The sequence below is a fragment of the Bacillus sp. FJAT-18017 genome (assembly GCF_001278805.1).
Classification (GTDB): Bacteria; Bacillota; Bacilli; order Bacillales; family Cytobacillaceae; genus Bacillus_D.
The window spans coordinates 4,373,882-4,400,182 of sequence record NZ_CP012602.1 but is presented as its reverse complement, the minus strand read 5'-3'; the positions used below and the strand labels follow the sequence as shown (position 1 = coordinate 4,400,182).

At 43.0% G+C, this 26,301-nt stretch carries 24 protein-coding genes and 1 riboswitch; of the genes, 21 read left to right on the top strand and 3 right to left on the bottom strand.

Annotated elements, in window-relative coordinates; genetic code table 11:
• Window positions 1-19: 19 nt before the first annotated feature.
• The 13 genes from AM500_RS26175 to AM500_RS20475 all read left to right on the top strand — a co-directional run bounded on the left by AM500_RS26175 (window position 20) and on the right by AM500_RS20475 (window position 9,443).
• Complete coding sequence (locus tag AM500_RS26175) at window positions 20-277, top strand: P-loop NTPase family protein (protein WP_231688053.1); 258 nt, start codon at window positions 20-22, stop codon at window positions 275-277.
• Window positions 278-427: 150 nt separating this feature from the next.
• Window positions 428-514: riboswitch (cyclic di-GMP riboswitch) on the top strand.
• A 95-nt stretch (window positions 515-609) separates the two neighbouring features.
• Entirely contained in the window at window positions 610-942 is a 333-nt protein-coding gene (locus AM500_RS20525; protein ID WP_231688193.1) for a DUF192 domain-containing protein, read from the top strand.
• 34 nt (window positions 943-976) lie between these two features.
• Window positions 977-1,147 (top strand): Flp family type IVb pilin, encoded by a 171-nt coding sequence (locus tag AM500_RS25190; protein ID WP_082347316.1) that lies wholly within the window; start codon window positions 977-979, stop codon window positions 1,145-1,147.
• A gap of 138 nt (window positions 1,148-1,285) precedes the next feature.
• On the top strand, window positions 1,286-1,804 hold the full coding sequence (locus AM500_RS20520; protein ID WP_053600901.1) for an A24 family peptidase: 519 nt from the start codon (window positions 1,286-1,288) through the stop codon (window positions 1,802-1,804).
• Window positions 1,801-2,184 carry a TadE/TadG family type IV pilus assembly protein gene (locus tag AM500_RS20515; protein ID WP_053600900.1) on the top strand — a complete coding sequence of 128 codons (384 nt, stop codon included), beginning with the start codon at window positions 1,801-1,803 and terminating at the stop codon, window positions 2,182-2,184. Before AM500_RS20520 ends, AM500_RS20515 begins: the two co-directional genes overlap by 4 nt.
• Window positions 2,185-2,194: 10 nt before the next feature.
• Window positions 2,195-3,100 carry a pilus assembly protein TadG-related protein gene (locus AM500_RS20510; RefSeq protein WP_231688052.1) on the top strand — a complete coding sequence of 302 codons (906 nt, stop codon included), beginning with the start codon at window positions 2,195-2,197 and terminating at the stop codon, window positions 3,098-3,100.
• Window positions 3,101-3,109: 9 nt separating this feature from the next.
• Window positions 3,110-3,844: a Flp pilus assembly protein CpaB gene (cpaB, locus tag AM500_RS20505; protein ID WP_053600898.1), complete on the top strand. Its 735-nt coding sequence runs from the start codon at window positions 3,110-3,112 to the stop codon at window positions 3,842-3,844.
• Between the two features lie 19 nt (window positions 3,845-3,863).
• Window positions 3,864-4,721 carry a CpaE/TadZ family protein gene (locus AM500_RS20500; RefSeq protein ID WP_231688051.1) on the top strand — a complete coding sequence of 286 codons (858 nt, stop codon included), beginning with the start codon at window positions 3,864-3,866 and terminating at the stop codon, window positions 4,719-4,721.
• On the top strand, window positions 4,718-6,148 hold the full coding sequence (locus AM500_RS20495; protein ID WP_053600897.1) for a TadA family conjugal transfer-associated ATPase: 1,431 nt from the start codon (window positions 4,718-4,720) through the stop codon (window positions 6,146-6,148). The genes AM500_RS20500 and AM500_RS20495 overlap by 4 nt, the downstream gene beginning before the upstream one ends.
• Window positions 6,149-6,150: 2 nt before the next feature.
• Window positions 6,151-7,113, top strand: a complete 963-nt coding sequence (locus AM500_RS20490) for a type II secretion system F family protein (RefSeq protein ID WP_053600896.1) — start codon at window positions 6,151-6,153, stop codon at window positions 7,111-7,113.
• Window positions 7,114-7,116: 3 nt separating this feature from the next.
• Window positions 7,117-8,034 (top strand): type II secretion system F family protein, encoded by a 918-nt coding sequence (locus AM500_RS20485; RefSeq protein ID WP_053600895.1) that lies wholly within the window; start codon window positions 7,117-7,119, stop codon window positions 8,032-8,034.
• A gap of 80 nt (window positions 8,035-8,114) precedes the next feature.
• Window positions 8,115-9,008: a fumarylacetoacetate hydrolase family protein gene (locus AM500_RS20480; RefSeq protein ID WP_053600894.1), complete on the top strand. Its 894-nt coding sequence runs from the start codon at window positions 8,115-8,117 to the stop codon at window positions 9,006-9,008.
• A gap of 93 nt (window positions 9,009-9,101) precedes the next feature.
• Entirely contained in the window at window positions 9,102-9,443 is a 342-nt protein-coding gene (locus AM500_RS20475) for a YisL family protein (protein WP_053600893.1), read from the top strand.
• A 56-nt stretch (window positions 9,444-9,499) separates the two neighbouring features.
• On the opposite strand, the gene AM500_RS20470 is transcribed toward AM500_RS20475, so the two are convergent.
• Window positions 9,500-10,066, bottom strand: a complete 567-nt coding sequence (locus AM500_RS20470) for a DUF2777 domain-containing protein (protein ID WP_053600892.1) — start codon at window positions 10,064-10,066, stop codon at window positions 9,500-9,502.
• Between the two features lie 198 nt (window positions 10,067-10,264).
• Between AM500_RS20470 and asnB the strand changes: the two genes are divergently transcribed.
• Window positions 10,265-12,112 (top strand): asparagine synthase (glutamine-hydrolyzing), encoded by a 1,848-nt coding sequence (asnB, locus tag AM500_RS20465; RefSeq protein WP_053600891.1) that lies wholly within the window; start codon window positions 10,265-10,267, stop codon window positions 12,110-12,112.
• Between the two features lie 262 nt (window positions 12,113-12,374).
• On the opposite strand, the gene AM500_RS20460 is transcribed toward asnB, so the two are convergent.
• Complete coding sequence (locus tag AM500_RS20460; protein ID WP_053600890.1) at window positions 12,375-14,138, bottom strand: alpha-glycosidase; 1,764 nt, start codon at window positions 14,136-14,138, stop codon at window positions 12,375-12,377.
• A gap of 188 nt (window positions 14,139-14,326) precedes the next feature.
• Here AM500_RS20460 and AM500_RS20455 point away from each other — a divergent pair, with 188 nt between their 5' ends.
• The 7 genes from AM500_RS20455 to AM500_RS20425 all read left to right on the top strand — a co-directional run bounded on the left by AM500_RS20455 (window position 14,327) and on the right by AM500_RS20425 (window position 25,360).
• Complete coding sequence (locus AM500_RS20455; RefSeq protein ID WP_053600889.1) at window positions 14,327-15,865, top strand: alpha-amylase family glycosyl hydrolase; 1,539 nt, start codon at window positions 14,327-14,329, stop codon at window positions 15,863-15,865.
• Window positions 15,866-16,289: 424 nt separating this feature from the next.
• Window positions 16,290-17,564, top strand: a complete 1,275-nt coding sequence (locus AM500_RS20450; RefSeq protein WP_053600888.1) for a sugar ABC transporter substrate-binding protein — start codon at window positions 16,290-16,292, stop codon at window positions 17,562-17,564.
• A gap of 471 nt (window positions 17,565-18,035) precedes the next feature.
• Entirely contained in the window at window positions 18,036-19,316 is a 1,281-nt protein-coding gene (locus tag AM500_RS20445) for a carbohydrate ABC transporter permease (protein ID WP_053600887.1), read from the top strand.
• 2 nt (window positions 19,317-19,318) lie between these two features.
• The gene (locus AM500_RS20440) at window positions 19,319-20,161 is read left to right on the top strand and encodes a sugar ABC transporter permease (protein WP_053600886.1); all 843 of its coding nucleotides are present in this window, start codon (window positions 19,319-19,321) and stop codon (window positions 20,159-20,161) included.
• 174 nt (window positions 20,162-20,335) lie between these two features.
• The gene (locus AM500_RS20435) at window positions 20,336-21,868 is read left to right on the top strand and encodes an alpha-amylase family glycosyl hydrolase (RefSeq protein ID WP_053600885.1); all 1,533 of its coding nucleotides are present in this window, start codon (window positions 20,336-20,338) and stop codon (window positions 21,866-21,868) included.
• Window positions 21,869-21,885: 17 nt separating this feature from the next.
• Complete coding sequence (locus AM500_RS20430) at window positions 21,886-24,243, top strand: glycoside hydrolase family 31 protein (protein WP_053600884.1); 2,358 nt, start codon at window positions 21,886-21,888, stop codon at window positions 24,241-24,243.
• Window positions 24,244-24,313: 70 nt separating this feature from the next.
• The gene (locus AM500_RS20425; protein WP_053600883.1) at window positions 24,314-25,360 is read left to right on the top strand and encodes a LacI family DNA-binding transcriptional regulator; all 1,047 of its coding nucleotides are present in this window, start codon (window positions 24,314-24,316) and stop codon (window positions 25,358-25,360) included.
• 42 nt (window positions 25,361-25,402) lie between these two features.
• Here the strand turns inward: AM500_RS20425 and AM500_RS20420 are convergent, their stop codons facing one another.
• On the bottom strand, window positions 25,403-26,269 hold the full coding sequence (locus tag AM500_RS20420; RefSeq protein WP_053600882.1) for an SDR family oxidoreductase: 867 nt from the start codon (window positions 26,267-26,269) through the stop codon (window positions 25,403-25,405).
• Window positions 26,270-26,301: the final 32 nt, after the last annotated feature.

Below are 26,301 nucleotides of genomic sequence, written 5' to 3'. Positions count from 1 at the left end.
TGGAAACATCAGTTGAACAATGGACGCCCGGCTGGAAAAGGCAGTTACAATTATCTTTCTTCATTACTCAACACTCCGCTGCCTATACGGGATTATTAGGAGAAGGATTCAGTACCATGGGAAATCACACCCTGAGATTGGTGAAGGATGTCCTGAAAGACTCGAATGGGCATTTGTTAAATGGGTTGCCGAATTTAATAGAAAAAAAGCGCCGGAATTGCTAGAAAAGCTTAGTATGGAGACTGGTAATGATATCCACATTTTAAAGAGCAAATAGCAAACAATTGAATTTCTAAGGGTTTTAAGATAAAATAGGTGTTTTTCACTAGTTATTTTTCTTGAAAAATGGTGAAAAAGTCTGATTCTAATACCCCCATAAACGATTTACTATGAGTGTAAGAGAACAGTCGACAATAATTGCACTGTATCTCGATAAAGGCAAAGCTGATGAAAATCAGTGACGCAAAGCTACAGGGGCTAAGGTACTTATGTACTATGCCAGCCAGTTACCGAAAGATCAGGGTGCACCATAGGTATGTCTTCCCATGATCCCCCTTTCGGTAAAGGCGGGGTCATTTTATTTTTCCGGAGGTGAAACTGTTGAAGGTCGTGAATCTGTCGAACGGGACGGAAATTGCAGACAACATTGCATGCGCCAATAGTTTTTTTCAAAGGCTAAAGGGTCTCATGTTTACGAAAAGTCTGCCCGCAGGACACGGCCTGTTAATCAAGCCCTGCCAATCGATCCACACATTCTTCATGAAATATCCAATCGACGTTGTATATTTGGACGGAAACAACGAAATAGTCGGACTGGATGAAGCCATGAATCCTGCAAGGATTGGAAAAGTACACCGAAAAGCAAAATCGGTACTCGAGCTTCCATCTGGGACAATACAGAATGCAGAACTGAAAGTTGGTCATTATTTATCTATTAATTAATTATAAAAATAAAATTATAAGGGAGTTTTTGAGAATGATGAAAAAAATGAAAGCATTGCTTACAGAAGAACAAGGACAAGGTATGACTGAGTACGGTTTGGTTTTGGGTGTAATTGCACTGGGTGTTGTTGCAATACTTGGATTATTTAGAACCGAGATTGAAGGTATGTTTAATGAACTTTTAACTTCAATCCAAGGTCGATAAAACAATTTCGCTTTCTGTAATTTGAAAAGTGCAGAAATAATTTCTATAATGCTTTGTCTATTGACGGTTGAAAGCCTTGCGTTTGAATTAAAAACGTGGGGCTTTTTTCAATCAGGAAGTAGCCGAAAAGAGGTTTGTATGATGATAAAAGCAATTTTGCTGTTTTTATTGTTAATAATTTGCGTTGTAACCGACATTAGGGAGCGCCGGATTTATAATAAAGTCCTAATTCCATTCCTTATGGTGGCATTTTTTGTAAATGCCATCGCTGGTGGTTTGGGGGGAATTGGAGATACCGTCGTCGGGTTGCTCGTAGGCCTTGCAATCCTGCTTATTCCTTATCTAATGGGTGGTATGGGAGCAGGCGACGTAAAGTTGCTCGCCGTTATCGGTGCGCTTATGGGATATCAGTTTGTTCTGTTTTCTGCATTGTATATGGCATTTGCCGGTGGAATATTTGCGTTTCTAATCATCTTCTTTCGTAAAGGGGCGAAACAACGGCTGAAAGGAATCTATCTTTTTTTAATAGGATTGCTAAAGGGGCTAAATATCCCGCTCTACCAAGATAGTGAAACAATGAAAATAACATATCCGTACGGAGTTGCGATTGCAGTAGGGGCGATTATACAACTTTTCCAAGGCGGAATTATGATATGAGGAAGGGTGAAAGCGGTCAATCGTTAGTTGAAACAGCACTTGTTCTTCCGCTGCTTCTAATGCTGATTGCCGGTATTTTTGATATCGGTAGATTGACGTATATGTATGCCCATCTTCATATGGCTGCGCAGGAGACTGTTCGCAAGGGCGGGTTGGGAGCCACCGACACCGAAATCACCGAGTTCGCGAAAAATTATGTACAAGTAGGCGACTCATCCAAATTAGAGATAAGCATCACGCCATCCGGTACAGTGAGGCGTTCGGGGGAATATATGACAGTTAGATTAAAATATCCTTTTAGGCTATATACTCCCTTTGTTTCAAGCCTCTTTCCAAATTCTTTATACGCCGAAACAGATTCAACAATCCGGATAGAATGAGGGAGTAGTGATGAGGAAATTTATAAAGGGAGAAAAAGGCAACGCAGCTGTACTTACAGCACTAATCCTATTAGGGTTGCTTGGGGTTACAGGTCTGGCTGTTGACGGCGGCATGCTTTATATGCACAAAAGCAAACTGCAAAAAGTGGCAAATGCAGCAGCCTTATCAGGGGCTCAAGAGCTTACCGCCTCGGAGGAAAAAGTAAAAAGAATAGTTAATGATATATTGGTGTCACATAACGAAACAGGCTCTCTTGAGGGTGTAACAGTTATTAAGGATCAAAAAGTAAGTGTTGTCTTGAACAAAAAGACGAAAACGTCATTTGCAGGTTTATTTGGCTTTGATATTGTCGATGTTAAGGCTGCGGCTTCTGCCTCAATCAAACCAATGGGACGAGCAGTCGGAGCGGCCCCGCTAGGAATTGATGAAAGTATCCCCCTTGAGTATAAAAAAATATATCATTTGAAAATTGAACCGGATTCGACTGTAAGCGGAAGCTTCGGTGTCCTTGCTCTAGAAGGCCCTGGTGCGAACATATATGAAAATAATCTCCGTAACGGCTTTCAGCAGGAAATAAAACAAGGTGATATTTTTAACACTCAAACAGGTAATATTGCCGGAAAAACAATTTCTGTAGTAAAGGATCTAGTCAATGGCTGTTCAATTCCTGTTGATGACCTTAGAAATCAGAAATGTTCAAGGGTACTTCTCATACCGGTTTATCAGCCTTACCAATTCGATTCAAATCAGTTAAAGCAAGTGAAGGTTACTGGCTTTGCCTATTTTTACATTACTGAGCCAATGTCTAGCAATGACACATCCATTACCGGAATGTTCATCAAAAGAACCGGAAAAGGTTTTACCGGGGAAGGCAGCCCGGATAAAGGGGCTTATAGCATCCGGTTAACAGAGTAGGTGGAGAGAATGAAATCAAAAACGGTTTTACTGCTGTCCCTTGTCATGGGAATCATTACTACAGCCATTTTCTTTCAATATATGAATCAGGTAGACGGAAAGGAGACTACAGCTGCTGTACCGATGTCAGATATCATTGTTGCGAAAGAGACAATTAATAAAAATCAAAAAATAACAGCTGAGATGCTGGAGGTTGTCCAGGTTCCCGAGGATAATTTACTTGCAAAATCCATAAATAATGTCTCTGAAGCTGAGGGGAAGCTTGCCGAGTCGATGATTCAGAAAGGCGAGCCAATCCTGGCCCACAGGCTGATTTCACAAAAAGAAGAGGAAGTATACGTTTCGAGGAAGGTAAGGGAAGGCTATAGGGCCGTCTCTGTTTCTGTAAATTTACATCAATCCGTTTCAAATTTAATTGAGGCTGAAGATCTAGTTGATGTTATTTTTTCAAAAGAGGATCAGGAAGCCAAAATAGATAAGCCCAAGGTGATGACTAAAGTATTGCTAAAAAAAGCTAGGGTCCTGGCCGTTGGCAGAAAGATGATTATGGCCGAAGATACAAAAGATGCTGAAGGGGCTGACGGGCAATATCAGGAATATACCACCGTTACCCTTGAATTAAAGCCAGATGATGCATTTAAAATTATTCATTCATCTGAAGAAGGGAAAATTCATTTTATTCTTCATACCAGGCCTGTTATGAATGATGAAGGGACGCCAGTGGATAAAGAAAACGAAAGCTAGTTGATGGAAGGTGAAGAGGATGGCAGGAAATATTGAAATGAAAACTACAGAAGGTGGTACTCCTCCCCCGCGTGGAAGGGTGATTGCAGTCTGCAGTGCAAAGGGCGGGATTGGCCGCACCATCCTTTCCGTCAATTTAGCCGTTGCTTTATCAAAAGGGAATAATTCTGTTGCAGTACTTGACGGGGACTTCCAATTTGGTGATGTTTCACTGGCTATGGATTTGCAGCCCGTTTTTACAATCAAGGAGGCTGTGGAGGGCATAACTAGCCTTGATGAAAATAGATTGGAAGAATATATGTCAGTCCATCCGAGCGGGGTTCGTGTACTTCCTGCGCCAGAAAGGCCGGAGTATGCAGACCTTGTTACTAAAGAGGCGAGTCTGAAGATCATTGATCTTTTATTAAAAAAGAATGAATTTGTTGTTTGTGATACAGGAGCAGGATTAAATGAGAATACACTCAGCTTAATAGAAAGAGCCGATGAAATTCTTGTTGTTACCACTCTTGAAATGGCTGCTATGAAAAATACAAAACTATTATTGGAAACGTTGGGAATCCTGGGGATACGGGAAAAAGTCAGGGTTATCCTCAACAGGGCCAATATGGAAAGTGTCATTAAGGCTGAGGATGGTGCCAAAATTCTGGGAGAAGGAGCCCCAATATATATCCCGAATGATTTTCAAATATGCTCTAGGTCTTTAAATGTAGGGATTCCTTTTGTTATTAGCAATACGAAATCCGATATTGCTAAAGCGGTGTTTAAAATGGGGGAGATGATTGCTTCACAATCTCCTATCCCAAAAACGATGAAGAAAAAAAACAAATCGAGAACGCTATTTCCATGGAAACGTAAGAAGGGAGGAGTAACCAAATGAAGCTGCTTGACCGTATAAATCAGAAAAATAGCAACACGAGGATAGAAGAGTCTTCAGCTACATTGGAAGTGGCTGCTCCAGACAGTCTCCCAACCATATTAGAGAAGCGGGAACAAACCATTCCAAAAGAAGAGATAAAAGAGTCCCAGATTGAACCCATCCGCCAAAAACAATATGACAAGGAACAGGAATTGAAAAGTATTCTTCATAAAAGAATTCTGCAAGAATTAAAGGATGAAGAGGTAGAAGCCATTGTTGTAAAGCTGGATGAAATGGCAATGGAGGCAATTAAGGATAATGATTCTTTCCGGGGGATGGTTGATCGTAAGAAAGTCGTAGCCGAACTGACCAATGACCTGACAGGCTTTGGGCCAATAAACCCTTTGCTTCTAGATGAGGAAGTATCCGAGATTATGGTAAATGGGCCTCATCAGGTTTATTGTGAACGGAAAGGGAAGCTTGTTCTTAGTGATATTAAATTTCGGGATAATGAACATGTCATGAATGTTATTGAAAAAATTGTCGCGCCAATCGGGAGAAGAATTGATGAAAGTTCACCAATGGTGGATGCAAGGCTTCCCGACGGTTCCCGTGTAAATGCAATTATTCCTCCACTTGCATTGAATGGTCCGACTATCACTATCCGAAAGTTTTCCAAGGATCCTTTTACAATTGAAGACCTGACAAACTTTGGAACGGTTACAAAAGAAATGGCTGTTTTCCTTGATGCATGTGTCAAAGCCCGTCTTAATATTTTTGTTAGCGGAGGAACAGGGTCCGGAAAAACGACCACATTAAATGTGCTCTCCAACTTTATCCCAAACGACGAACGTATTGTAACGATTGAGGATGCGGCTGAACTTCAACTGCGTCAAGACCACGTAGTTTCATTGGAATCCAGGCCACCGAATATTGAAGGTAAAGGTTCAATTACAATTAGGGACCTTGTCAGAAACTCACTAAGGATGCGGCCCGACCGGGTAGTAATCGGGGAAGTAAGGGGGGCTGAAGCCCTCGATATGCTTCAGGCTATGAACACAGGTCATGACGGTTCACTTGCAACTGGTCACTCAAATTCCCCGAGGGACATGATATCAAGGCTAGAAACAATGGTATTGCTTGGGGGAGTTGATCTTCCTATAAAGGCAATCCGAGAACAAATTTCCGGGGCCCTTGATGTCATCATTCAGCAAACAAGGCTAAAGGATGGGTCTCGAAAAATCACTCATATAACAGAAGTCCAAGGAATGGAAGGAGATGTTATTGTTCTCCAAGATATTTTTGTCTATCAGCAGATTGGCGTAAATGAACAGGGAAAGTATATTGGGAGACTTGTACCAACCGGAGTACGGCCAAAGTTTTATGAAAGGCTTGAAAATACCGGAATTCATATCCCTCCAAGTGTATTTATTGAGCAGGGGGAATAATAATGAAGGCTATACTTCTTGTACTGATTCTATTTACTTCTTTTATTGTTTTTTATGGAATTTTTCAATTAATCTTCTTTCGGAACCAAAGAATAGAAAAAAGAATGCAGCGATATTTGGCTGGGGCTGAAGAAATTGAAATTAGCAATGATGAAATGAATTTATTTGCACGGTACGCTGCAGCAAGAAAGAATCTCACTAAGAAGTTCGTTACAAAACAGAAAACAAACAAACTGGAAACTATGCTTGCCAGGTCTGGGGTCCCCCTCAAGCCGGATGAGTTTGTGGCTTTTCAGTTAATAACAACTGCTTTCGGAGGCTTTTTCCTATTTCTGCTTTTTGAACAATGGATATGGTTTATTCCTGGTGCTTTAACCGGATATTTGTTGCCAGGATTTATCATAAAGAAAAAAGAAAAAGAGCGGACTGAAAAATTTAATGATGGCCTCTCCGACATGATAACCACGATTATTGGCTCGCTAAGGGCAGGCTTTAGTTTCCCTCAGGCACTTAAATCTGTTGCAGAGGAATCATCGTCACCTATTAAGGAAGAAATTGAATTGGTTATTAAATCAATGCAGTATGGAAGCAGCATTGAAGAGGCATTGAATGAGTTAAAGGAACGGATGCCGAGCGATGATTTGGATTTAATGATTCAAGCTATCCTGATTCAGCGTCAGGTTGGCGGAAACCTTGCCACAGTTTTGGAGAAAATAGTTGAGACAATCAGGGACAGGACGCAAATTCAGCGCCAAATCAAAACACTGACAGCACAGGGCCGGATGTCAGGGATGGTTATTGGCTTGCTGCCATTCCTGTTAGGTGGAGCTCTTTTTTTAATAGACCCTGGCTATATCGGACCAATGTTCAAACATCCGATAGGACTCGGAATGGTAGCGGCAGGCATCATCTCGTGCGGAATTGGTCTAATCGTTATTAATAAAATTACGCAAATTGAGGTGTAAGAGTTGATTTACCTTACATTTTTCATGACAGTTAGCCTCTTGGCATACAGTATTCTCACCTTAAAATCCAAGAAAAAAGAACAGTTAGACAAACGGGTTGCACACTATCTCACTGGGATCGAAGAAACGATAGAATCCATTCCGGCTAAGGAGGAGCAGCATTCCTTTTATCATAGATTCCTTAAGCCCGTATTAAATGACTTTAAAAAAAGCTTCAAAAAGAGAATGCCTGGTGAGAAAGAAGCTAAAATAGAAATGAAGCTCCAAAGGGCAGGCAATCCATTCGGAATGACACCTGTGGACTTCAGGCTGTTACAGGCAGCTTGCAGCATCGGATTCCCACTTGCATTTGCCGGCTATGGTCTGCTAATAAATCTTACTTCATCCTCCATTTTTGTTGCAGTCCTTACAGGGGTGTTACTTGGTGGAATTATGCCCCATTTCTATTTAAAACAAAAAACGAAAACTCGTGAGAAGCTAGCGCTAAAGGAGCTGCCTGACACGCTTGACCTTTTGACGGTCAGTCTTGAAGCGGGACTTGGTTTTGATGCCGCAGTTGCCAAACTCGTTTCTAAAAGGAGTGGAGTTCTCTCCGATGAATTCCAAAGGTCATTAGAAGAGATGCGCCTAGGTAAGGTAAGAAGAGAAGCTCTGGGAGGAATCCGCGATAGACTTGAAGGGGTCGATTCAGTAAAGAACTTCATTAGTAGCATTGTCCAAGCTGAAAAACTTGGGATAGGAATGGTCCAGGTCCTACGTGCCCAATCTGTCGAGGTGCGGGAGCAGAGAAAACAAAGGGCAGAAGAGGCTGCCATGAAGGCCCCAATAAAAATGTTGTTCCCGCTAGTTTTGTTTATATTCCCAAGTTTGTTTATCGTCCTTCTGGGACCAGTAGTTATCTCGTTTTTAAATGGTTTTTAAAAACATGCAAGCCCTTTCCTTTTTGCTGGAGGGGCTCTTTTTGTATACTTAAATAAAGTGGATGGAAGGAGCGATAATGAATGAAACTTGGAACAGTAATACATAAGAAAGAAAAGCTTGCCGTTTTGGTTAGCGGGGATGGGCAGGCTGTTTTGCCCCTTAAGGAGGCATCATCTAGAGGAGTAGAGTTTCCGCCCACACTCATAGGTTGCTTAGAAGGAACTGCTTTTTTCGAAAAAGCACAGTCCTTCGCGCAGTGGGCTGAAAGTGTGGAGGAAGCGAAGGCGCTTTGGATTCCAATTAGCGACGTTGAACTTCTTGCCCCAATAACACGGCCAGCCAAGAATATCATTTGCATTGGCAAGAACTATGCCGAGCATGCGATTGAAATGGGAAGCGCGGATGATATACCGGAGCATGTCATGGTGTTTACAAAGCCTCCAACAGCAGTTATTGGACCTGATAAAGGAATCCCATCTCATTCAGAAATTACTGACCAGCTTGATTATGAAGGGGAACTGGCTGTCATTATCGGTAAAAAGGGAACGGGAATTGCAAAGGAAGATGCAATGGACTATGTATTCGGCTATACAATTTTGAACGATGTCACAGCCCGCGACTTGCAAAGTCGGCATAAGCAGTACTTTCTTGGGAAAGGGCTCGACGGTTCAGCTCCAATGGGACCATGGATTGTTACGAAGGATGAAATTCCTCATCATGGGAACCTCGATATACAGACAAAGGTAAACGGAGAAATAAGACAGGATTCCAACACAAAGCATTTGATTTTCCCGATTGAACAGCTGATTGCGGATCTTTCGAAGGGGATGACACTTGAACCTGGGGACATCATTGCGACAGGCACGCCAGCTGGTGTTGGTAAAGGCTTCAAGCCGCCTAAGTTCCTTAAGTCTGGAGATACAATTGAGATTACAATAGAAGGAATCGGGGTATTGAAAAACACTGTATCTTAGTAGTCATATAGTTATTAAATTTCTCTTAATTTTTAGGATTTACACTGTGGCTATGGTATGATAAGTGCGAAATAGATAGAGGAGGGAAACGGTTTGACACACGCTCATATTACAACGTGGGTTCTAGGTGCGATTTTATTTTTCGTTGCGCTTTACCTGTATAAAGGTGGAAAAGAAAAGGGAGCAAAAATTACCCATATGATTTTAAGGGTAGTATATATTCTTATCCTAATTACTGGATTCATGCTCTTATTCTCAGTAACCAAAATTGGACTTCTTTATATCCTTAAAACAGCAGTCGGGCTTTGGGTCATTGCTAGCATGGAAATGTTGCTAATTAAGACAGGCAAAAAGCAAGAAGCCAAGGTTCTTTGGATTCAATTTTTGATTGCATTTGTGCTTGTTTTACTTTTGGGATATAACCTCCCAATGTAATTCGATGAAATCAAAAAGCTGCCATTCGGCAGCTTTTTGTGTTTCCAGGAAGATTCCTATGGGGATGCAAGCTTTTCAATTATAAGCCTTTTTCCGGTGTTGAGGGTAAACTCGAACCGGTCACTTTCCTTTTCATAATAGGTGAAATGATGCTGGACACTGCAAATCTCGTCCTGATTATCAAAAATCATAATATTGACGCCATTCCGTTTGGTTTGGTCATTTAAAAAATTCAGGTGGTTATAGCAATACAGGCAATCAAAGATAGAAAAGTTAAGTGAGTTGAGAGTAGTGATAAATTGGAAGAATGCGTCGTCATTAATTTGTTCGAGCAGTCTTTCAAGTGAATAGATTAAATGCTTCCTCACCCTGATCTGGTCATGGTCGCGGAGCAACAGGCTATCGTCATTGAACGTAATTTTACCTGGCTCAACCAATAACCCTTTTTTCCAACGGTTCAATTTCAATACTTCCACTTCCTGAAGCAGATAGTCATCAAGCAGCGAGGCTTCTTCCGTTTCTTCATCAAAAAACACCCATTGGCCATTTATTTGTTCAACTGACCCTTCGGTATAGGCTCTTTCCTGGTCTTCGTATATTTTTTCGCGCTGCTGTCGATTCATCACTTTACCTCCGTGAATGGTGCTATTTCCTTTGTAGACATAAACACTCCCTTTTATAACTCCTTTTAATAATTCCCGGGACAATTAACCCATCTTTAAAACCTGCATACACTATAACCACTCAAAAATAGATTGAAGATAGAGTGAATCCGAGTTCCCAATGGCTTAATTAGGGAACCGTGGCGGAGGAGTGGAAGTATGTGCGGGATTGCCGGCTGGGTTGATTTTCGTCGGGATATGGAAAAAGAGAAAATAATTCTTGAAAAAATGACAGATACATTATCAAAACGAGGTCCGGATGACACAAATATTTGGACCGATCGCCACGCCGGATTTGGCCATAAGCGCCTCGCGGTAGTGGATCTCGTTGGTGGCAGGCAGCCGATGACCAAAAAAGGCGCTGGTGGCACCTATACAATTTGCTACAATGGTGAACTTTACAACACAGAAGATTTGCGTAGAGAACTCCTCCTTAAAGGATATTCTTTTAGTGGCCATTCTGATACAGAAGTGCTGCTTGCTTCTTATATGGAGTGGAAAGAAGAGTGCGTTGACAGGCTGAATGGAATATTTGCCTTTGGAGTTTGGGACAGCGCCGCGGAAAAATTATTTTTTGCACGTGACAGGCTGGGAGTGAAGCCAGCATTTTATAGTGAAAAGCAGGGCTTTATTTTCGGCTCTGAGCTTAAGGCTCTGCTCGCTCATCCCGAGATGAAAGCAGAACTGGATCGGGAAGGGCTTGCTGAACTATTTGGTATGGCTCCATCCAGAACGCCGGGTGCGGGCGTATTCAAGGGAATCAAGGAGCTGCGGCCCGGCCACGCGCTCACATATTCCCGGAACGGCTTGAAGCTTTGGCGGTACTGGAATGTGAAAAGCCAAACGCATTCGGAAAGTTTGGATGAAACTGCGGAAAAGGTGAGTTTTCTTGTTGATGATGCCGTGAAACGGCAGCTTGTGTCCGATGTGCCGCTTTGCACGTTCCTCTCCGGAGGGCTTGACTCAAGCATCATTACCGCAATTGCTGCCAACGAGTATCAAGGAACAAATCTTGCCCCGCTCCGAACTTTTTCGATTGACTATGAAGACAATCAGTATTTCTTTGCATCCAATGAATTTCAGCCCGATTCTGACGAGTTCTGGATTAACCTGATGAGCAGCTCCTTTCAGACACAGCATGTTAAGAGCATCATTTCCCAGAAACAATTAGCAGAAGAGCTAAAAGAGGCAATGGAGGTCCGTGACCTCCCAGGAATGGCGGATATTGATTCATCATTGCTATGGTTTTGCCGTGAGATAAAGAAAGAGTACACCGTAAGTTTGTCGGGGGAATGTGCAGATGAGATTTTTGGCGGGTACCCCTGGTTCCATCGAAAAGCAGACTTTGAGCGCGAAGGATTTCCATGGATGCGCTCAACCGAGATGAGGCTTTCGCTCCTAAAAGAAGGTTGGCGGAAAAAGTTGAAAATCAATGATTATTTAATGGAAAGGTATTTGGATACTGTCAAGGAAACGCCGGCACTTGAAGGAGAAAGCAAGGAGGATGCGAGGAGGCGGCAATTATTTTACCTGAATATGGTCTGGTTCATGACAGCGCTGCTCGACAGGAAGGATCGGATGAGTATGGGAGCGAGCCTTGAAGTGCGTGTTCCATTTGCGGACCATCGGCTGGTGGAATATGTATGGAACATCCCGTGGGAAATGAAAATGCATGGCAATCGTGAGAAGGGAATCCTTCGGAAGGCAATGGACGGAATTCTCCCCGCTGATGTCCTTTATCGGAAAAAGAGTCCATATCCAAAGACGCATCATCCGGCATATACAGAGGCTGTCCAAAAACTTGCAAATGAAGCTCTTTCCGACAGGTCATCTGCTTTATATGAATTTTTTGATAAAAAACAGCTTAAGGATTTGGTAGAGAGCGGGGGTAATTCTTTTACGGAACCATTCTTCGGCCAATTGATGGCAGGCCCGCAGCTGCTGGCTCACTTCGTCCAGATGCATTCCTGGTTCAAGAAGTATAATGTAAATGTAGTAGAATGCTAATTTTCAACAATTTCCGAGGAAATATTCAAACGCCAACCGAAACGGTTGGCGTTTGTGATTTATCCTATTCAAAGGAACCCACTGGAAAACTAGTAGTACTAAAAGTGCTATTTCCCGAAGGTACTCTTTTTTACTAGATGCATGTTGAACATGGCAACTAATCACTAGTGCTACTCGGAGACTCACTAGCAAACTCACTGTAAAAGCTAGAGTAGTACATCAGTAGGGAATGGACAATAGTCCTACTGATGGAAGGTTCAATTTATGAGAATTTAATAATCGCAAATCCCATGCTGTCCAGTTCAAGCTGGCTGCTGCCATTTTCCTCGGTAGCAACTTCTTTTTCTGTCCACAAATCGACAGCAGCCCTGTCAGCAAATTCTTCAGGAAGCGAGTATTTGGCAGGCTTATCTGTTGCGTTCAACACAACCAGAATAGTTGCTTGATCATCAGAGCGTTTGTAGGCAAGGCACTGATCATCAGCATCTGCAGAAATGAAATGAAGGGTGCCTCCATTTGCTAGCAACGGTTCTTTCTTCCTTAGCGCAATCAGCTTTCGGACATGCTCGAAAAGCTCAGTATTCTGGTTATCTTCATCCCACTCCATGCATTTCCGGCAGCCAGGATCCTGCTCGCCATCCATCCCGATTTCATCACCATAATAAATGCAAGGGGTGCCATTAAAGGTTAAGAGAATTGTAAAAATCTGCTTTACTTTCTCCATGTCCCCGCCGCATTCCGTAAGGATCCTTGGTGTATCGTGGCTGCCAATCAGGTTGAACGCAACTGCATTAACATTCTCTGGATACATATGGAGGACTGAAGTCATGGCTTCCACGAATTGTTTTGGAGTAATCGCTTCTTTTGCAAAAAGGTCGAGAACGTTCATTGTAAAAGGATAATTCATGACAGCATCGAATTGGCCGCCGCGAAGCCACGGCATTGAATCATGCCAGATTTCTCCAAGTACATACAAGTCCGGTTTAATTTTTTTAACTTCCTTGTTGAATAGCTTCCAAAATTCTGGGCTGACTTCATTAGCGACATCAAGTCTCCAGCCGTCGATATCGAACTCTTCGATCCAGTATCGGCCTACTTTTAACAAATAATCGGATACCTCGGGATTTTCAGTATTCAATTTGGGCATTTCCGCTACAAAGCCAAATGTATCATAATTAGGAAGTGGTTTTGTTTTTACAGGGAACTCCCACAGGTGGAACCAATCCTTATATTTTGATTTCTCGCCTTTTTCAAGAACATCCTGAAATTGCGGGAAGTAGAAGCCGCTGTGGTTGAAAACGGCATCAAGCATAACCTTAATTCCATTTTCGTGGCATACCCGTACAAGCTCCTTCAACGTTTCCTTTGTCCCGAAAGCAGGGTCAATTTCCAAGTAATCAATCGTGTCATATTTGTGGTTTGAGAACGCTTTAAAAATTGGCGTGAAATAAACTCCGGTGATACCAAGTTCCTTCAAATAGCCGATATGGTCAATGACTCCCTGAAGGTCCCCGCCAAAGAAATTATCTCGCTCGGGCTCTGCGCTGCCCCAAGCTAGTGCACCTTCCGGATCGTTATCAGGATCACCATTAGCAAAACGTTCCGGAAAGATTTGATACCAAACCGTATCCTTCACCCATTCAGGTGCCTGGAATAATGCGGATGGATGCATAAAGGGAATAGCAAAAAGGAATCCGATATCAGCTGGGATATCCTCAGCAAAACCGCGTTCCCCATATAGGATTGTTTCATCCCCACTTTGGATTTTAAAGCCATACCGCACTCTTCGAAGCGGAGGCTTTACAGATATAAACCAATAATCATATAAGGCATCAGTTCCCGTTTTCTCCATTTCAGTTTCTTCAAAAATCCACGTTTTGCCCTCAAACTCATATGGGTCACCGTGGACGAGTGTAACTGAATCAACATCCTGTTTTTTTGTTCTCAAGCGGAGATGCAATTCGTCTTCCTTTGACAGGTAGGCATAATTATCAAGCGGTCGGTGGTAAATAGCTTCTCTAAACAAGCGCTTTGCTCCCTTCAATTAAACTACATACTTATTACCAATAGATTTAGGGTACTAAACGGCTTTAGAAAAATCAATTTTAAGCGAAAGTGACAAAGGTTCATAGTATGGTAAAATACTATGGGAGAATAAGACCTTTTTTAATAAATATTGGCAGTTCAACTGCCTGAAAATAAGGGGATGGACACATGAAAGGCAAAATGGCGGCATGCTTCCTGATACCGTTTCTGCTTATATGGGCATTGCCGGTACAAGGAATGGAAAGAGAAGAAAGGCTTTGGCAGGACGAAATGGTATATTCGATTATGATAGACCGCTTTAACAATAGCAGCAAGGATACTGCTGGCATAAATGCAAAAGATCCCCTCGCTTATAACGGAGGCGACTTCCAGGGAATTATTGATCGTCTTGGCTACATAAAGGATATGGGATTTACAGCCATTATGCTCTCACCGATTTTTGATAATGTGGAAAATGGCTACCACGGTTATTGGGTGGACGATTATTTTAAAACGGAAGAGCATTTCGGTTCTGTAAAAAAGTTTAAAGAGCTTGTCAGCGAGGCACATAGCCTCGATATGAAAGTAATAATTGATTTTCCGGCAAACAATGTTGGCAAAAACAGCAAGCTTGTTCAGGAAAAAGGGCAAGACTGGTTTCATGCTGAACAAGAGGCGGGAAGCGATGGCAGCCGGCAACAGCAGTTGAATGGCTGGCAGGATGGCCTTCCTGACCTGGCCCATGAAAATCCAGATGTTCAAGCTTACTTGATTGATGCTGGGAAGTGGTGGATTTCCGAAACGGATATTGACGGTTACCGGTTAAGTTCTGCTGATAAAGTACCCGCTGACTTCTGGAGTGAGTTTTCAAAAGCGGTAAAGACTGAAAAGGAGAATGTCTACCTGATTGCCGATTTTGGTACATCGGACTCTGAACTTCTTAAAGAATACAGAAATGCTGGTTTTAATGGATACTATGACTATACTTCCTTTAATGAAATTAGGAAGGCGTTCTCACAGCCTGATGGGGACCTAGGCGGTATTTTTACAAAATGGGAAAAAGCTCAAGGCAACAGCGATAATCCTTATGAGACTGGGACCTTCATGGATCATCAGGATACAGTCAGGTTTACAAGGGAAATCATTTCAAATAATATCTTCCCGGGCACTCCCTGGAAGCAGGCGCTCACGTATATGTATACAACACCGGGCATTCCGATTGTCTACTATGGGAGTGAAATCGCCCTTGATGGGGGAGAGGCACCGGACAATCGGAAGCTAATGAATTTCCGGTCTGACAAAGAATTGATAGACCACATCGGTAAATTGAGTGATTTGCGGCAAATGCTGCCTTCGCTTACTAGAGGGACAATGGAAAAGCTGTATGAGCAGGATGGAATCGCTGTTTTCAAAAGAGTATTTGAGGATGAAACAACGATCATTGCCATAAATAACTCGAGTAAAACCAGGGAAATAAAGCTTTCACCCGATCAGGTTAAAAGTGAGGGAATGGAGCTGAGAGGCTTGCTGAAGGGCGATGAGTCGGAAGGAAGCGATGAAGGCTATACGCTTATTCTTGACCGTGAGGAAAGTGAAGTATATGCCCTGTCTGAAAAGCAAGGACTGAATTTGGCCTTGATGGGTTCTGTTGCACTTGTCTGGATAGGATTTGCGGTGTTTTTAATTATCCTTGCAAAACGGAGCAGGAAGAAAATTAATCAGGAATAATCAATACAGCAAGGTGGGGGCGATCCAGGAGGGTCGCCCTTTATTTATATCACTTAGTAATACAGCATCGCTTTCGTTAGTATAATAGATAAATTGTATTCAAGATTTAAAAATTTTGTGCAATCGCGTGCCTAACAATATGTGATGCATTTTGTGCTTGGTAGCCTGATGATTTATATTGAATTTGAAAAAAAGTTCCTGTTAATAGTGAGTTTATACTATTACAAAATTAAAATGAATATTCTAACTATAGTAAAAAGATAACATTTTTTAAAAAAATTAGTTGTCAAATCGTCCAAATGCTCTATAATTAAAAATAAGTTGTGCAATCGTTTTCACTAAATGTAACCGTTTTAATTCTATCCCTGAGAAAATGGTTGGACAATCTATTAAAACATAGGAAGAAATTCCAGGAGGGGTTCAAATGAAAAAAGCTTTATCCATGCTTTTAATGGTTGTTCTTGTTCTCGGCGCCCTAGCAGCTTGCGGACCTAAAGAATCAACCGGAGGCACAGACACTGGCAAGAAGAAGGAAGAAGCATCTGAAAAGCCTGAAAAGCTAGTTGTTTGGGAAGATAAAGATAAATCCGGCTGGCTTAAAAAGGTAGCTGCAGATTTCGAAGCAAAAGAAGGCGTTAAGATTGAATTCAAAGAAGTAGAGATGGCAACTAAAATGCGTGACCAGCTTCGCCTTGACGGCCCTGCTGGAACTGGCCCGGACATCGTGACTCTTCCGCATGACCAAATCGGCCAGGTAGCTACTGAAGGCCTCATTGCCCCACTTGAAGTCAGTGATGCTGTAAAGGGAACTTTCTCTGAATCATCCATTGCTGCCCAAACATATGATGGCAAACTTTATGGACTGCCAAAATCAGCTGAAACACCAGTTCTCGTTTACAATAAAGCGCTTATGACTGAAGTTCCTGCAACAATGGAAGATCTTTATGATTTTGCAAAAGCAAACACTAAAGGCGGCAAGTACGGTTTCCTAGCTCTTTGGGATAACTACTACTTTGCACATGCTGTAATCGGCGGCAACGGCGGTTATGTATTTAATGACAACAATGGCACTCTTGACCCTAAGGATGTAGGCCTTGCTAACGAAGGCGCAATCAAAGGTGCCGAGTATATCTCTAAATGGTATTCTGAAAAGCTATTCCCTGCAGGTATCGTTGGTGAGTCCGGCGGTTCTGCAATGGATGGATTGTTCCAGGATGGAAATGCTTATGCGGTTATGAACGGACCTTGGTCGTTCGGCCCTTATAAGGATGCAGGCATTGATATCGGTATTGCTCCACTGCCAAAGTTTGCTGATGGAACTCCTATGACTACATTCATGGGCGTTAAAGGCTGGCACGTATCTGCCCACTCCAAAAACAAAGAGTATGCAACTAAATTCCTTGAGTTCATCACGAACGATGAAAATGCAAAATACCGTTTTGAACAAACTGCCGAAGTTCCAACAAACGTAGCGCTTGTTGAAGATGAAGCAATTAAGAATGACCCGGGTGCACAAGCTGTTGCCCTTCAAACACAAGTTGCTATCCCAATGCCAAACATTCCGGAAATGGGAGAAGTTTGGAAGCCAATGGCTGATGCACTTCAAACAATCGCAACTGGCAAGAGTAAGCCAGACGCTGCAATGAAGTCTGCAGTTGACCAAATCAACAAAAACATTGAGGCTAATCACTCTAAGTAATGTTTTTAGCAGAATAGCGGTATCCCCTTGCAAGGGGATACTGCTATCTTTTTAAGAAAATAGCAATCCCAGAATATTCCTCAGCTGCTTGTTGAGAAAAAGAAGTAACTTCTTTTTCTGAACAAGCCTCTGAACTTGAAAACAGTTTGGACGCCCCGGGTTGGCCTTGCCCGCAGGAAAATCACCAGAAAGCCACTTCGGCAGAGCTTGAGTCTTTACTACGAAGATTCAAGTCTAGTAAGCAGTAATTAGAGAAGGTTATGTTATATGGGATTTTTATTTTTACAGAGTTGATTGAAGCGGAAGGCGCGAAGACTCCTACGGGAAAAAAGGTCAGTGGGAGACCCCACAGGCGCTCGCGCCGAGGAGGCTCCCAGGCCGCCCGTGGAAAGCGAAGCGCCTGGAGCGGAAATCAAACATTATACAAAGTCGTTTAACATTGCCTTAGAGAAAAAGAAAGGGGAATAGAGGATGTCTGATTCCTATTCAACCAAGCACCGCAAAAACGCACTACTATTATCAATTATTCCGGGGTTAGGCCAGTTTTACAATAAACAGGCCCTTAAGGGAAGTGCTTTCCTTATCCTGGCAGCATCATTCTTTATTGTATTCGGAAATTTACTGAATTACGGTTTTTGGGGGATTTTCACTCTCGGCGAAATTCCATTTGAACATCATTCGATATTTTATATGGTTTATGGCATCCTTGCCATTATTGTTACCGTTTTCGGGCTAGCCTTTTATATCTTCAACCTGAATGATGCTTATAAAATAGGAAAAAGACGGGATCAAAATGAACCGATCAGCACATTCAGGGAGCAATACAAAAATCTGATCGACAATGGTTTCCCATACCTGATTATGTCACCGGGATTTATGCTGTTGGTGTTCGTGGTTATTTTCCCGATTATTTTTGTCGTGCTGCTTGCATTCACAAACTATGACCTTTATCATTCGCCTCCTGCAAAGCTAGTCGATTGGGTAGGATTTAAAAACTTTTTTGATATTTTCAAAGTTGATATTTGGAGACAGACATTCTTCTCCGTATTTGGCTGGACGATTGTCTGGACATTCATTGCCACGACCTTCCAGGTTGCATTGGGAATTTTCCTGGCAATTCTGATCAACCAAAAGGACTTGAAAGGCAAAGCAATCATTCGTACTGTGTTTATCTTGCCTTGGGCGGTACCTGCTTTCGTTTCTATCCTCGTTTTCGCGGGTATGTTCAATGAATCATTCGGTACAATCAACCTTCATATTCTAGCATTCTTTGGAATCGAAAATGTTCCTTGGATGACTGAGCCATTCTTCACCAGGCTCGCATTGATTCTGATCCAGACATGGCTGGGCTTCCCATTCATCTTTGCAATGACAACCGGAGTGCTCCAGGCTATCCCGAACGAACTGTACGAAGCGGCAACTGTTGATGGGGCAACCATCTGGCAGAAGTTTAGGAACATCACACTTCCGCTTGTATTGTTTGCGACCGCGCCTATTCTGATTACGCAATACACGTTTAATTTCAATAACTTTAATATCATTTATCTGTTCAATGGCGGAGGCCCTGCAATCACAGGCCAGAATGCCGGTGGTACCGATATTTTGATTTCTTGGATTTACCGCCTGACAATGACATCAGCGCAGTATTCAAAAGCGGCAGCCATTACACTTCTGTTATCCATTCTTGTCATTACAGTAGCAGTATGGCAGTTTAAGAAAACGAAGTCATTCCAGGAAGAGGATATGATGTAGCTATGAATATGAAAAAACAAAAAATAATCCGTTTATCCCTAACGTATTTAGTCGTTGCAATTATGTTTGCAATCATATTGTACCCGCTCGCATGGATTGTCGGTTCATCCTTCAATCCAGGCCAGAGTCTTTCAGGATCATCGATTATCCCGAAAAACGCGACCACTGCACACTATCGCGAGCTGTTCGATCTAAGTCAAAGCAATTACCTGTACTGGTACTGGAATTCATTGAAGGTTAGTGTAATGACAATGGTGCTTACGGTTGTGCTTGTCAGCTTTACCGCCTACTCGTTCTCCCGCTACCGGTTTGTCGGAAGGAAAAACAGCTTAATGACTTTCCTTGTCCTGCAGATGATTCCAAACTTTGCAGCACTGATAGCTATCTTCATCCTGGCACAGCTGACAGGGCTTTTGGATACACATCTTGGGCTTGTACTGGTCTATGCCGGTGGACAGATTCCAATGAATACTTGGTTGATGAAAGGCTATCTTGACACCATTCCGAAAGAGCTGGATGAATCAGCGAAAATTGACGGTGCGGGCCATATGAGAATTTTCGCCCAGATTGTTATGCCGCTGGCAACTCCAATTATTGCAGTTGTTGCTCTTTTCGCTTTTATTGCCCCATTCGGTGACTTTATCATCGCGAGTATCCTGCTTAGGACAGAAACAAAATATACCCTTGCTGTTGGGCTTTACGACATGGTTGCCAAGCAATTTGGCGCCGAGTTTACAACATTTGCAGCCGGGGCTGTACTAATTGCGGTACCGATCGCGATATTGTTCCTGTCCTTCCAGCGTTTCTTCGTATCCGGCCTGACAGCAGGCGGAACAAAAGGGTAATAAGGCTAGCCGATAAGTGTTAGGCTGCCCGGCACCTTTAATGGAAAACACGTAGGGAAGGGGGGAAGCCTCCTTCCCTTTTTTAAAGCATATTTCTGAATGAAAAAACAAGGATCTTTGAATTTCCCAAGCATTTCACGTTCATACAAGTTGCGCAAAAAGAGGAGAAACACTATGGGGAAAAAAGCTGCAATTCTGCTATTGGCAATCTGTTTTGCCCTTGGTGCATTACCGGTTCAAGCTGCCGAAAAGGCTGAGAGGCAGTGGCAGGACGAGACTATTTACTTCCTGATGGTTGACAGGTTCAGCAACGGTGATGCGAATAATGATTTTAATGCCAATCCTGATGACCCAAAGGCTTATCATGGCGGTGACTTTAAAGGAATAATCGACAAATTGGATTATATAAAGAATATGGGTTTCACAGCCATCTGGCTGACACCAGTTTTTGATAATGAAGACGGTGGCTACCATGGCTATTGGATTAATGATTTTTACAAAACCGATGAACATTTCGGAACGATTAGTGAGTTTAAGAAGCTGGTAGAGGAAGCGCATAAGCGTGATATCAAAATCATTCTTGATTTTGTTGTCAACCATGTCGGCCCAAGCCATCCATGGCAAAACGACCCTGATAAAGCAGGCTGGTTCCATGTCAAGAAACCTATTGTTAATTGGGAAAGCCAGGAGGAGCTTGAGAATAATTGGCTATATGATCTTCCGGATTTTAATCAAGATAATCCGGCTGTAAAAAACTACTTGCTTGATGCGGCCAAATGGTGGATTACCGAAACAGGGATAGACGGCTACCGCCTTGATACGGTCCGCCATGTACCCGTCAGCTTCTGGGAAGAGTTTTCAAAAGAGGTAAAGGCACAGAAAGAGGATTTCTATCTAATTGGCGAGGTATGGACGGATGATCCGAATTATATCGCCCAATATGATAAGGCCGGGATTGATGGGTTCGTTGATTTCCCGCTTCACGAGCAGCTTCGGGAGGCATTTGCCAAACCGGATCAGACGCTGGACTGGCTTTTTTCAACAGCCGCAAGAAACAAAGTATTGTATGAAGACCCATTTCTGATGGGAACATTCATTGATAATCATGACATGGTCCGTTTTACACGAGAAGCATTGCTGGCAAAGGAAGACCCGGTTTCCCGCTGGAAGCTTGCGCTTACCTATATGTATACAGCACCTGGAATCCCAATCATCTACTACGGCAGCGAAATAGCCTTGGATGGGACGAATGATCCGGACAACCGCAGGGAAATGGATTTCACTGTTGAAAATGGACTGATTGACTATATTTCCCGGCTTGGGGAACTCAGGAAAGAACGTGTTTCTCTTACAAGAGGAACCCTGGAAAAGTTACACGAGAAAGACGGCATGGCAATTTTTAAAAGACAATACAATGCCGAAACAACTATTATAGCAATCAATAATACATCCAGTGACCAAACTGTCAAAATTCCTATTGAAAAGCTGGGTGAAAACAAATCCCTCCAAGGATTACTCGACAATCAATCTATTTCTTCCGATAGCGATGGATACAGCATCCCGGTTGGTAGTGGAGGAGCTGAAATGTATTCATTGGAAGAGGAGAGCTTTAATAGAACGCCTTATTTAATCGGTTTTGCAGCCATTTTAGGTGTGGGTATGGCATTACTTTTTATCAAAAGTAGAAAAAAACAACAGAATGTTTAAATTTGGGAGTGGTGTTAATGCTGGATACAAGTTTTGCAATACAGCCAGGCAAGAAAACGGCCGAACTAGCTGTTAAGAACATCGATATCGGCAATGTAGTGGAGCAAACAGTATTGAAGCATGGGCTTGAAATGAAGGCTGAAAATGGGTTTGTGAAAATTAAATTTTATAATGAAAAAACTGTACGAGTCATAGCCAACTTTTCCGATAATGCTTCAGAGGAAACAAGTCCGGCCGTAACTTTCCAGGGCGAAGAAACAAACGTAACCTTTAACGAGGAAGATGATCGTTTTAACTTATCTACTCCAGAATTGAAAATTATCATAGAAAAATCGCCGCTGAGGATTAAGGTTGAGGACTCGAACGGCGCAGTGCTTGCCGAAGAAACGCCAGGCGGAATGTATACTTCTTATAATAAGGAAGTTAAATGTGTGAAAAGGCTTAATGAAGATGCGCAGTTTTATGGATTTGGCGAAAAAACTGGCCATCTCAACAAGCGTGGTGAGAAGCTTGTTATGTGGAATAGTGATGTTTTTGCACCACACAATCCTGAAACAAATGCACTCTATCAGTCTATTCCATTTTTCATGGTTTTAACGGGTGGCCAAACGTTTGGTGTTTACTTTGATAATACATTCAGAACGTTGTTTGATCTTGGTACCGATGGAAAAACTTATTCATTTGCTGCCGAAGGGGGACAGCTTGACTATTATATACTGTCTGGGCCAACGCCTAAAGAAGTCATGGAACAGTATACGAAATTGACTGGGCGGATGCCGCTTCCGCCGAAATGGGCAATTGGCTATCACCAATCCCGGTATAGCTATGAATCCGAGCAGGAAGTAAGAAGGCTTGCCCGGCTTTTTAAGGAAAAAGGCATTCCGCTCGATGCTATTTATCTTGATATACATTATATGAATGAGTACAGAGTTTTCACAACGGACAAGGAGCGATTCCCAGACTTGAAAAAACTCGCTGATGATTTGCGGGAAGATGGCATCCAGCTTGTCCCGATTGTAGACCCCGGGGTAAAAAAGGATCCTGAATATGGGGTGTATGCTGAAGGGGTACGGATGGACCAGTTCTGCAAATACATTGAAGGTGATATTTACTTCGGCGATGTTTGGCCAGGAACAAGCGCATTCCCAGATTTTACGGAGAAAAAGGTTCGTGACTGGTGGGGAGAGCTGCATAATTTCTATACTGAAAAAGGAATCGAAGGCATATGGAACGACATGAATGAGCCGGCGGTTTTTAATGAGACGAAAACAATGGATCTGAATGTCATCCATAAGAACGATGGAAACCCCAAAACCCATAAAGAACTTCATAATGTGTACGGATTAAGGATGGCGGAAGCTACTTATAATGGAATGAAAAACCTGCTTAAGGGAAAGCGCACCTTCGTTCTGACGAGAGCAGGCTTTGCCGGCATCCAGCGCTATGCCGCGGTTTGGACCGGGGATAACCGCAGCTTTTGGGAGCATCTGCAAATGTCTCTGCCTATGGTCATGAATCTAGGCCTGTCTGGTGTCCCGCTGGCCGGCCCGGATGTTGGCGGGTTTGCCCACGATTCAAATGGAGAACTCCTGACACGATGGATGCAGGTGGGAGCTTTTACTCCTTACTTTAGGAATCATTCTGTTCTTGGATCGGTCAGGCAGGAGCCGTGGTCATTCGGGGAAAAATATGAAGAGATCATTAAGAGCTATATCCGCCTTCGCTATGAGTGGATGCCCCAGCTTTACACCTTGTTTGCGGAGGCTAACGCAACGGGAGTACCTGTCATGAGGCCGTTGCTGATGGAATATCCGGACGACCCGCAAACCTGGAATATTTCTGACCAGTTTATGCTTGGAAACAACGTCATTATTGCACCAGTCATGCAGCCGGGAGCGGTTTGCAGGGCTGTGTACCTGCCAGAAGGAGATTGGGTGGATTATTGGACTGACCAACCTGTTCAAGGCGGGACACATCATCTTGCAAGCGCCGGGATTGAAACACTTCCGATTTTTATAAAAAAGGGAACGGCTCTCGCGCTTACGGATGCAAAGCTATCCGCATCTCTTCCAGATCAGCGGCTTATTATCCATCTTTATTATAAGGAAGGCTCTTTTAGTGAATTGGAAGTTTACGATGATGATGGCAGTACATTCAGTTATGAAGAAGGATGCTATATAAAACGCAGGTTTGCCTTTGAGCAGAGGAATAATATCGTTTCGGTTTCATTTACCGACGATGGAAGCTTCAAACCTGTCTGGAATGAAATCGAATTGGTTATCCACGGTATTGAAGGTGAAGTTTCAATGAAGTTGGATGGCCAGATAAAAAAATCCTTTGAAGAAACGGCAAAAACGATAGCATTTCGTTTATAATTATTGAAAAATAGTATTGTCAGCAAATAGTGTATTTTTAGATATTTTCTTTTGGAAAGGGGTGAGTAAGATGGCCGTTACAATTAAAGATGTAGCCAAAATGGCAAATGTGGCCCCTTCAACGGTTTCGAGGGTAATTGCCAACAATCCCAGAATTAGTGAGAAGACAAAGCAAAAAGTAAAAGAAGCTATGGAGAAGCTTGGCTACCATCCAAACTTTATCGCAAGGAGCCTGGCTAGCCAGTCAACACAGGCAATAGGTGTAATCATGCCATCCGCTGATGTTGGTTTTCAGAACCCATTTTTCCCTGTCGTCCTTCAAGGGATTAGCGAAGGGGCAAGGGCAAAAAATTATGCGCTTCAGATGACCACTGGAGGAACGGATGAAGAAATCCTCGATGCGGTAATTCACATGGTACAGGGAAAGCGTGTCGATGGTGTCGTCCTTCTATATTCGAAGGTGAAGGACAAAGTCATTAATTATCTAATGGAACGTGATTTTCCGTTTGTGGTTGTCGGCAAGCCATATAAAGATGTTGGACAGATCACCCATGTAGACAATGACAATGTCCAGGCAGCTAAACAGGCAACAGAATTCCTGATTGAACTCGGCCACCAGAAAATAGCGTTTATTGGAGGTAGCCAAGATCTCGTTGTCACGATTGACCGCCTGAATGGATACAAGCTTGCCCTTGAGGGATTCGGCATTAAGTTAAGGACGGAATATGTTTCCCATGAAGAATTCCTCCGGGAAGGCGGCATGGAGGCAGTCCGTGAACTAATGGAACACACTGACCAGCCAACGGCCATGCTTGTTGCCGATGATTTCATGGCACTGGGTGTTCTCAATATGCTGGATGAGCTGGGTGTCCGGGTTCCTGAGGATATATCGGTCGTCAGCTTCAACAATGTCCTATTGGCAGAAATGGCCCGGCCGCCGCTCACTTCAGTCGATATCAATATCTTCGAACTTGGTTTCCAGGCGTCCAGAAGCTTGATTCAAATGATCAAAAAGCCAGAAGAACCGACGAAGCGGATTATTATCAAGCATCATCTGGTCGAAAGAAGCTCCTCGGCTGGGCCAAGCGGGGAAAGAATTATTTTATCAAAAATATAAACAAGCCGCTCCTTGTGGGGCGGCTTGTTCGTGAATTAGTGGTTATCCGTTTAAGACCTTTCCTCCGTTAATATGGAGGACTTGTCCGCTAATATAGGAAGAATCATCGGAAGCCAGGAATACATAGGCTGGTGCAAGTTCAAATGGCTGTCCTGCGCGGCCCATTGGCGTATCAGACCCGAACTTGGCAACTTTTTCTGCATCGAATGTTGCCGGGATGAGCGGCGTCCAAATCGGACCTGGCGCAACACCATTCACACGGATTCCATCTTTGGAAACAGAATTGGAAAGTGCACGGGTAAAGGAAACAATCGCGCCCTTTGTGGATGAATAATCAATAAGTGTTGGATTTCCTTCATAAGCCGTCACAGAAGCAGTATTTATGATGGAAGCCCCTTTTTTCAAGTGTGGCAGAGCTGCCTTAGTTAAATAAAACATTGAGAAAATATTGGTACGGAATGTCTTTTCAAGCTGCTCCGATGAAATGTCGAGCAAGCTGTCCTGCGGATGCTGTTCCGCAGCATTGTTCACTAAGACATCAAGCTTGCCGAACGTCTCAATTGTCTTTTCAATAGCGACCTTACAAAATGACTCATTGCCAACATCACCAGGGATAAGCAGGCATTTTCTCCCTTCATCCTCAATCTGGCGCCGTGTATCATCGGCATCTGATGTTTCATCGAGATAAACAATCGCTACATCCGCGCCTTCCTTGGCAAAATAAATCGCCGCTGATTTACCAATACCGCTATCGCCGCCCGTAATCAGGATAGCCTTGTCCTTCAATTTTCCGCTGCCCTTGTAGTTAGGGTCAACCGAAATCGGTTCCGGATCCATTTTTCCCTCAACCCCAGGCTGGTGTTCCTGTTCCTGTGGCGGGAACTTCTTTGGAAGTTTTTCTTCGTTCATCGTATCAGCCTCCTAAAATTAGTCCTACCCCC

What these genes read in the sequence shown, in the direction of transcription:
- AM500_RS26175 (WP_231688053.1), top strand. Translation starts at nt 20, where the DNA reads ATGGACGCCCGGCTGGAAAAGGCAGTTACAATTATCTTTCTTCATTAC.
- AM500_RS25190 (WP_082347316.1), top strand. Translation starts at nt 977, where the DNA reads ATGATGAAAAAAATGAAAGCATTGCTTACAGAAGAACAAGGACAAGGT.
- AM500_RS20520 (WP_053600901.1), top strand. Translation starts at nt 1,286, where the DNA reads ATGATGATAAAAGCAATTTTGCTGTTTTTATTGTTAATAATTTGCGTT.
- AM500_RS20515 (WP_053600900.1), top strand. Translation starts at nt 1,801, where the DNA reads ATGAGGAAGGGTGAAAGCGGTCAATCGTTAGTTGAAACAGCACTTGTT.
- AM500_RS20510 (WP_231688052.1), top strand. Translation starts at nt 2,195, where the DNA reads ATGAGGAAATTTATAAAGGGAGAAAAAGGCAACGCAGCTGTACTTACA.
- cpaB (WP_053600898.1), top strand. Translation starts at nt 3,110, where the DNA reads ATGAAATCAAAAACGGTTTTACTGCTGTCCCTTGTCATGGGAATCATT.
- AM500_RS20500 (WP_231688051.1), top strand. Translation starts at nt 3,864, where the DNA reads ATGGCAGGAAATATTGAAATGAAAACTACAGAAGGTGGTACTCCTCCC.
- AM500_RS20495 (WP_053600897.1), top strand. Translation starts at nt 4,718, where the DNA reads ATGAAGCTGCTTGACCGTATAAATCAGAAAAATAGCAACACGAGGATA.
- AM500_RS20490 (WP_053600896.1), top strand. Translation starts at nt 6,151, where the DNA reads ATGAAGGCTATACTTCTTGTACTGATTCTATTTACTTCTTTTATTGTT.
- AM500_RS20480 (WP_053600894.1), top strand. Translation starts at nt 8,115, where the DNA reads ATGAAACTTGGAACAGTAATACATAAGAAAGAAAAGCTTGCCGTTTTG.
- AM500_RS20470 (WP_053600892.1), bottom strand. Translation starts at nt 10,066, where the DNA reads ATGAATCGACAGCAGCGCGAAAAAATATACGAAGACCAGGAAAGAGCC.
- asnB (WP_053600891.1), top strand. Translation starts at nt 10,265, where the DNA reads ATGTGCGGGATTGCCGGCTGGGTTGATTTTCGTCGGGATATGGAAAAA.
- AM500_RS20455 (WP_053600889.1), top strand. Translation starts at nt 14,327, where the DNA reads ATGAAAGGCAAAATGGCGGCATGCTTCCTGATACCGTTTCTGCTTATA.
- AM500_RS20450 (WP_053600888.1), top strand. Translation starts at nt 16,290, where the DNA reads ATGAAAAAAGCTTTATCCATGCTTTTAATGGTTGTTCTTGTTCTCGGC.
- AM500_RS20445 (WP_053600887.1), top strand. Translation starts at nt 18,036, where the DNA reads ATGTCTGATTCCTATTCAACCAAGCACCGCAAAAACGCACTACTATTA.
- AM500_RS20440 (WP_053600886.1), top strand. Translation starts at nt 19,319, where the DNA reads ATGAATATGAAAAAACAAAAAATAATCCGTTTATCCCTAACGTATTTA.
- AM500_RS20435 (WP_053600885.1), top strand. Translation starts at nt 20,336, where the DNA reads ATGGGGAAAAAAGCTGCAATTCTGCTATTGGCAATCTGTTTTGCCCTT.
- AM500_RS20430 (WP_053600884.1), top strand. Translation starts at nt 21,886, where the DNA reads ATGCTGGATACAAGTTTTGCAATACAGCCAGGCAAGAAAACGGCCGAA.
- AM500_RS20425 (WP_053600883.1), top strand. Translation starts at nt 24,314, where the DNA reads ATGGCCGTTACAATTAAAGATGTAGCCAAAATGGCAAATGTGGCCCCT.
- AM500_RS20420 (WP_053600882.1), bottom strand. Translation starts at nt 26,269, where the DNA reads ATGAACGAAGAAAAACTTCCAAAGAAGTTCCCGCCACAGGAACAGGAA.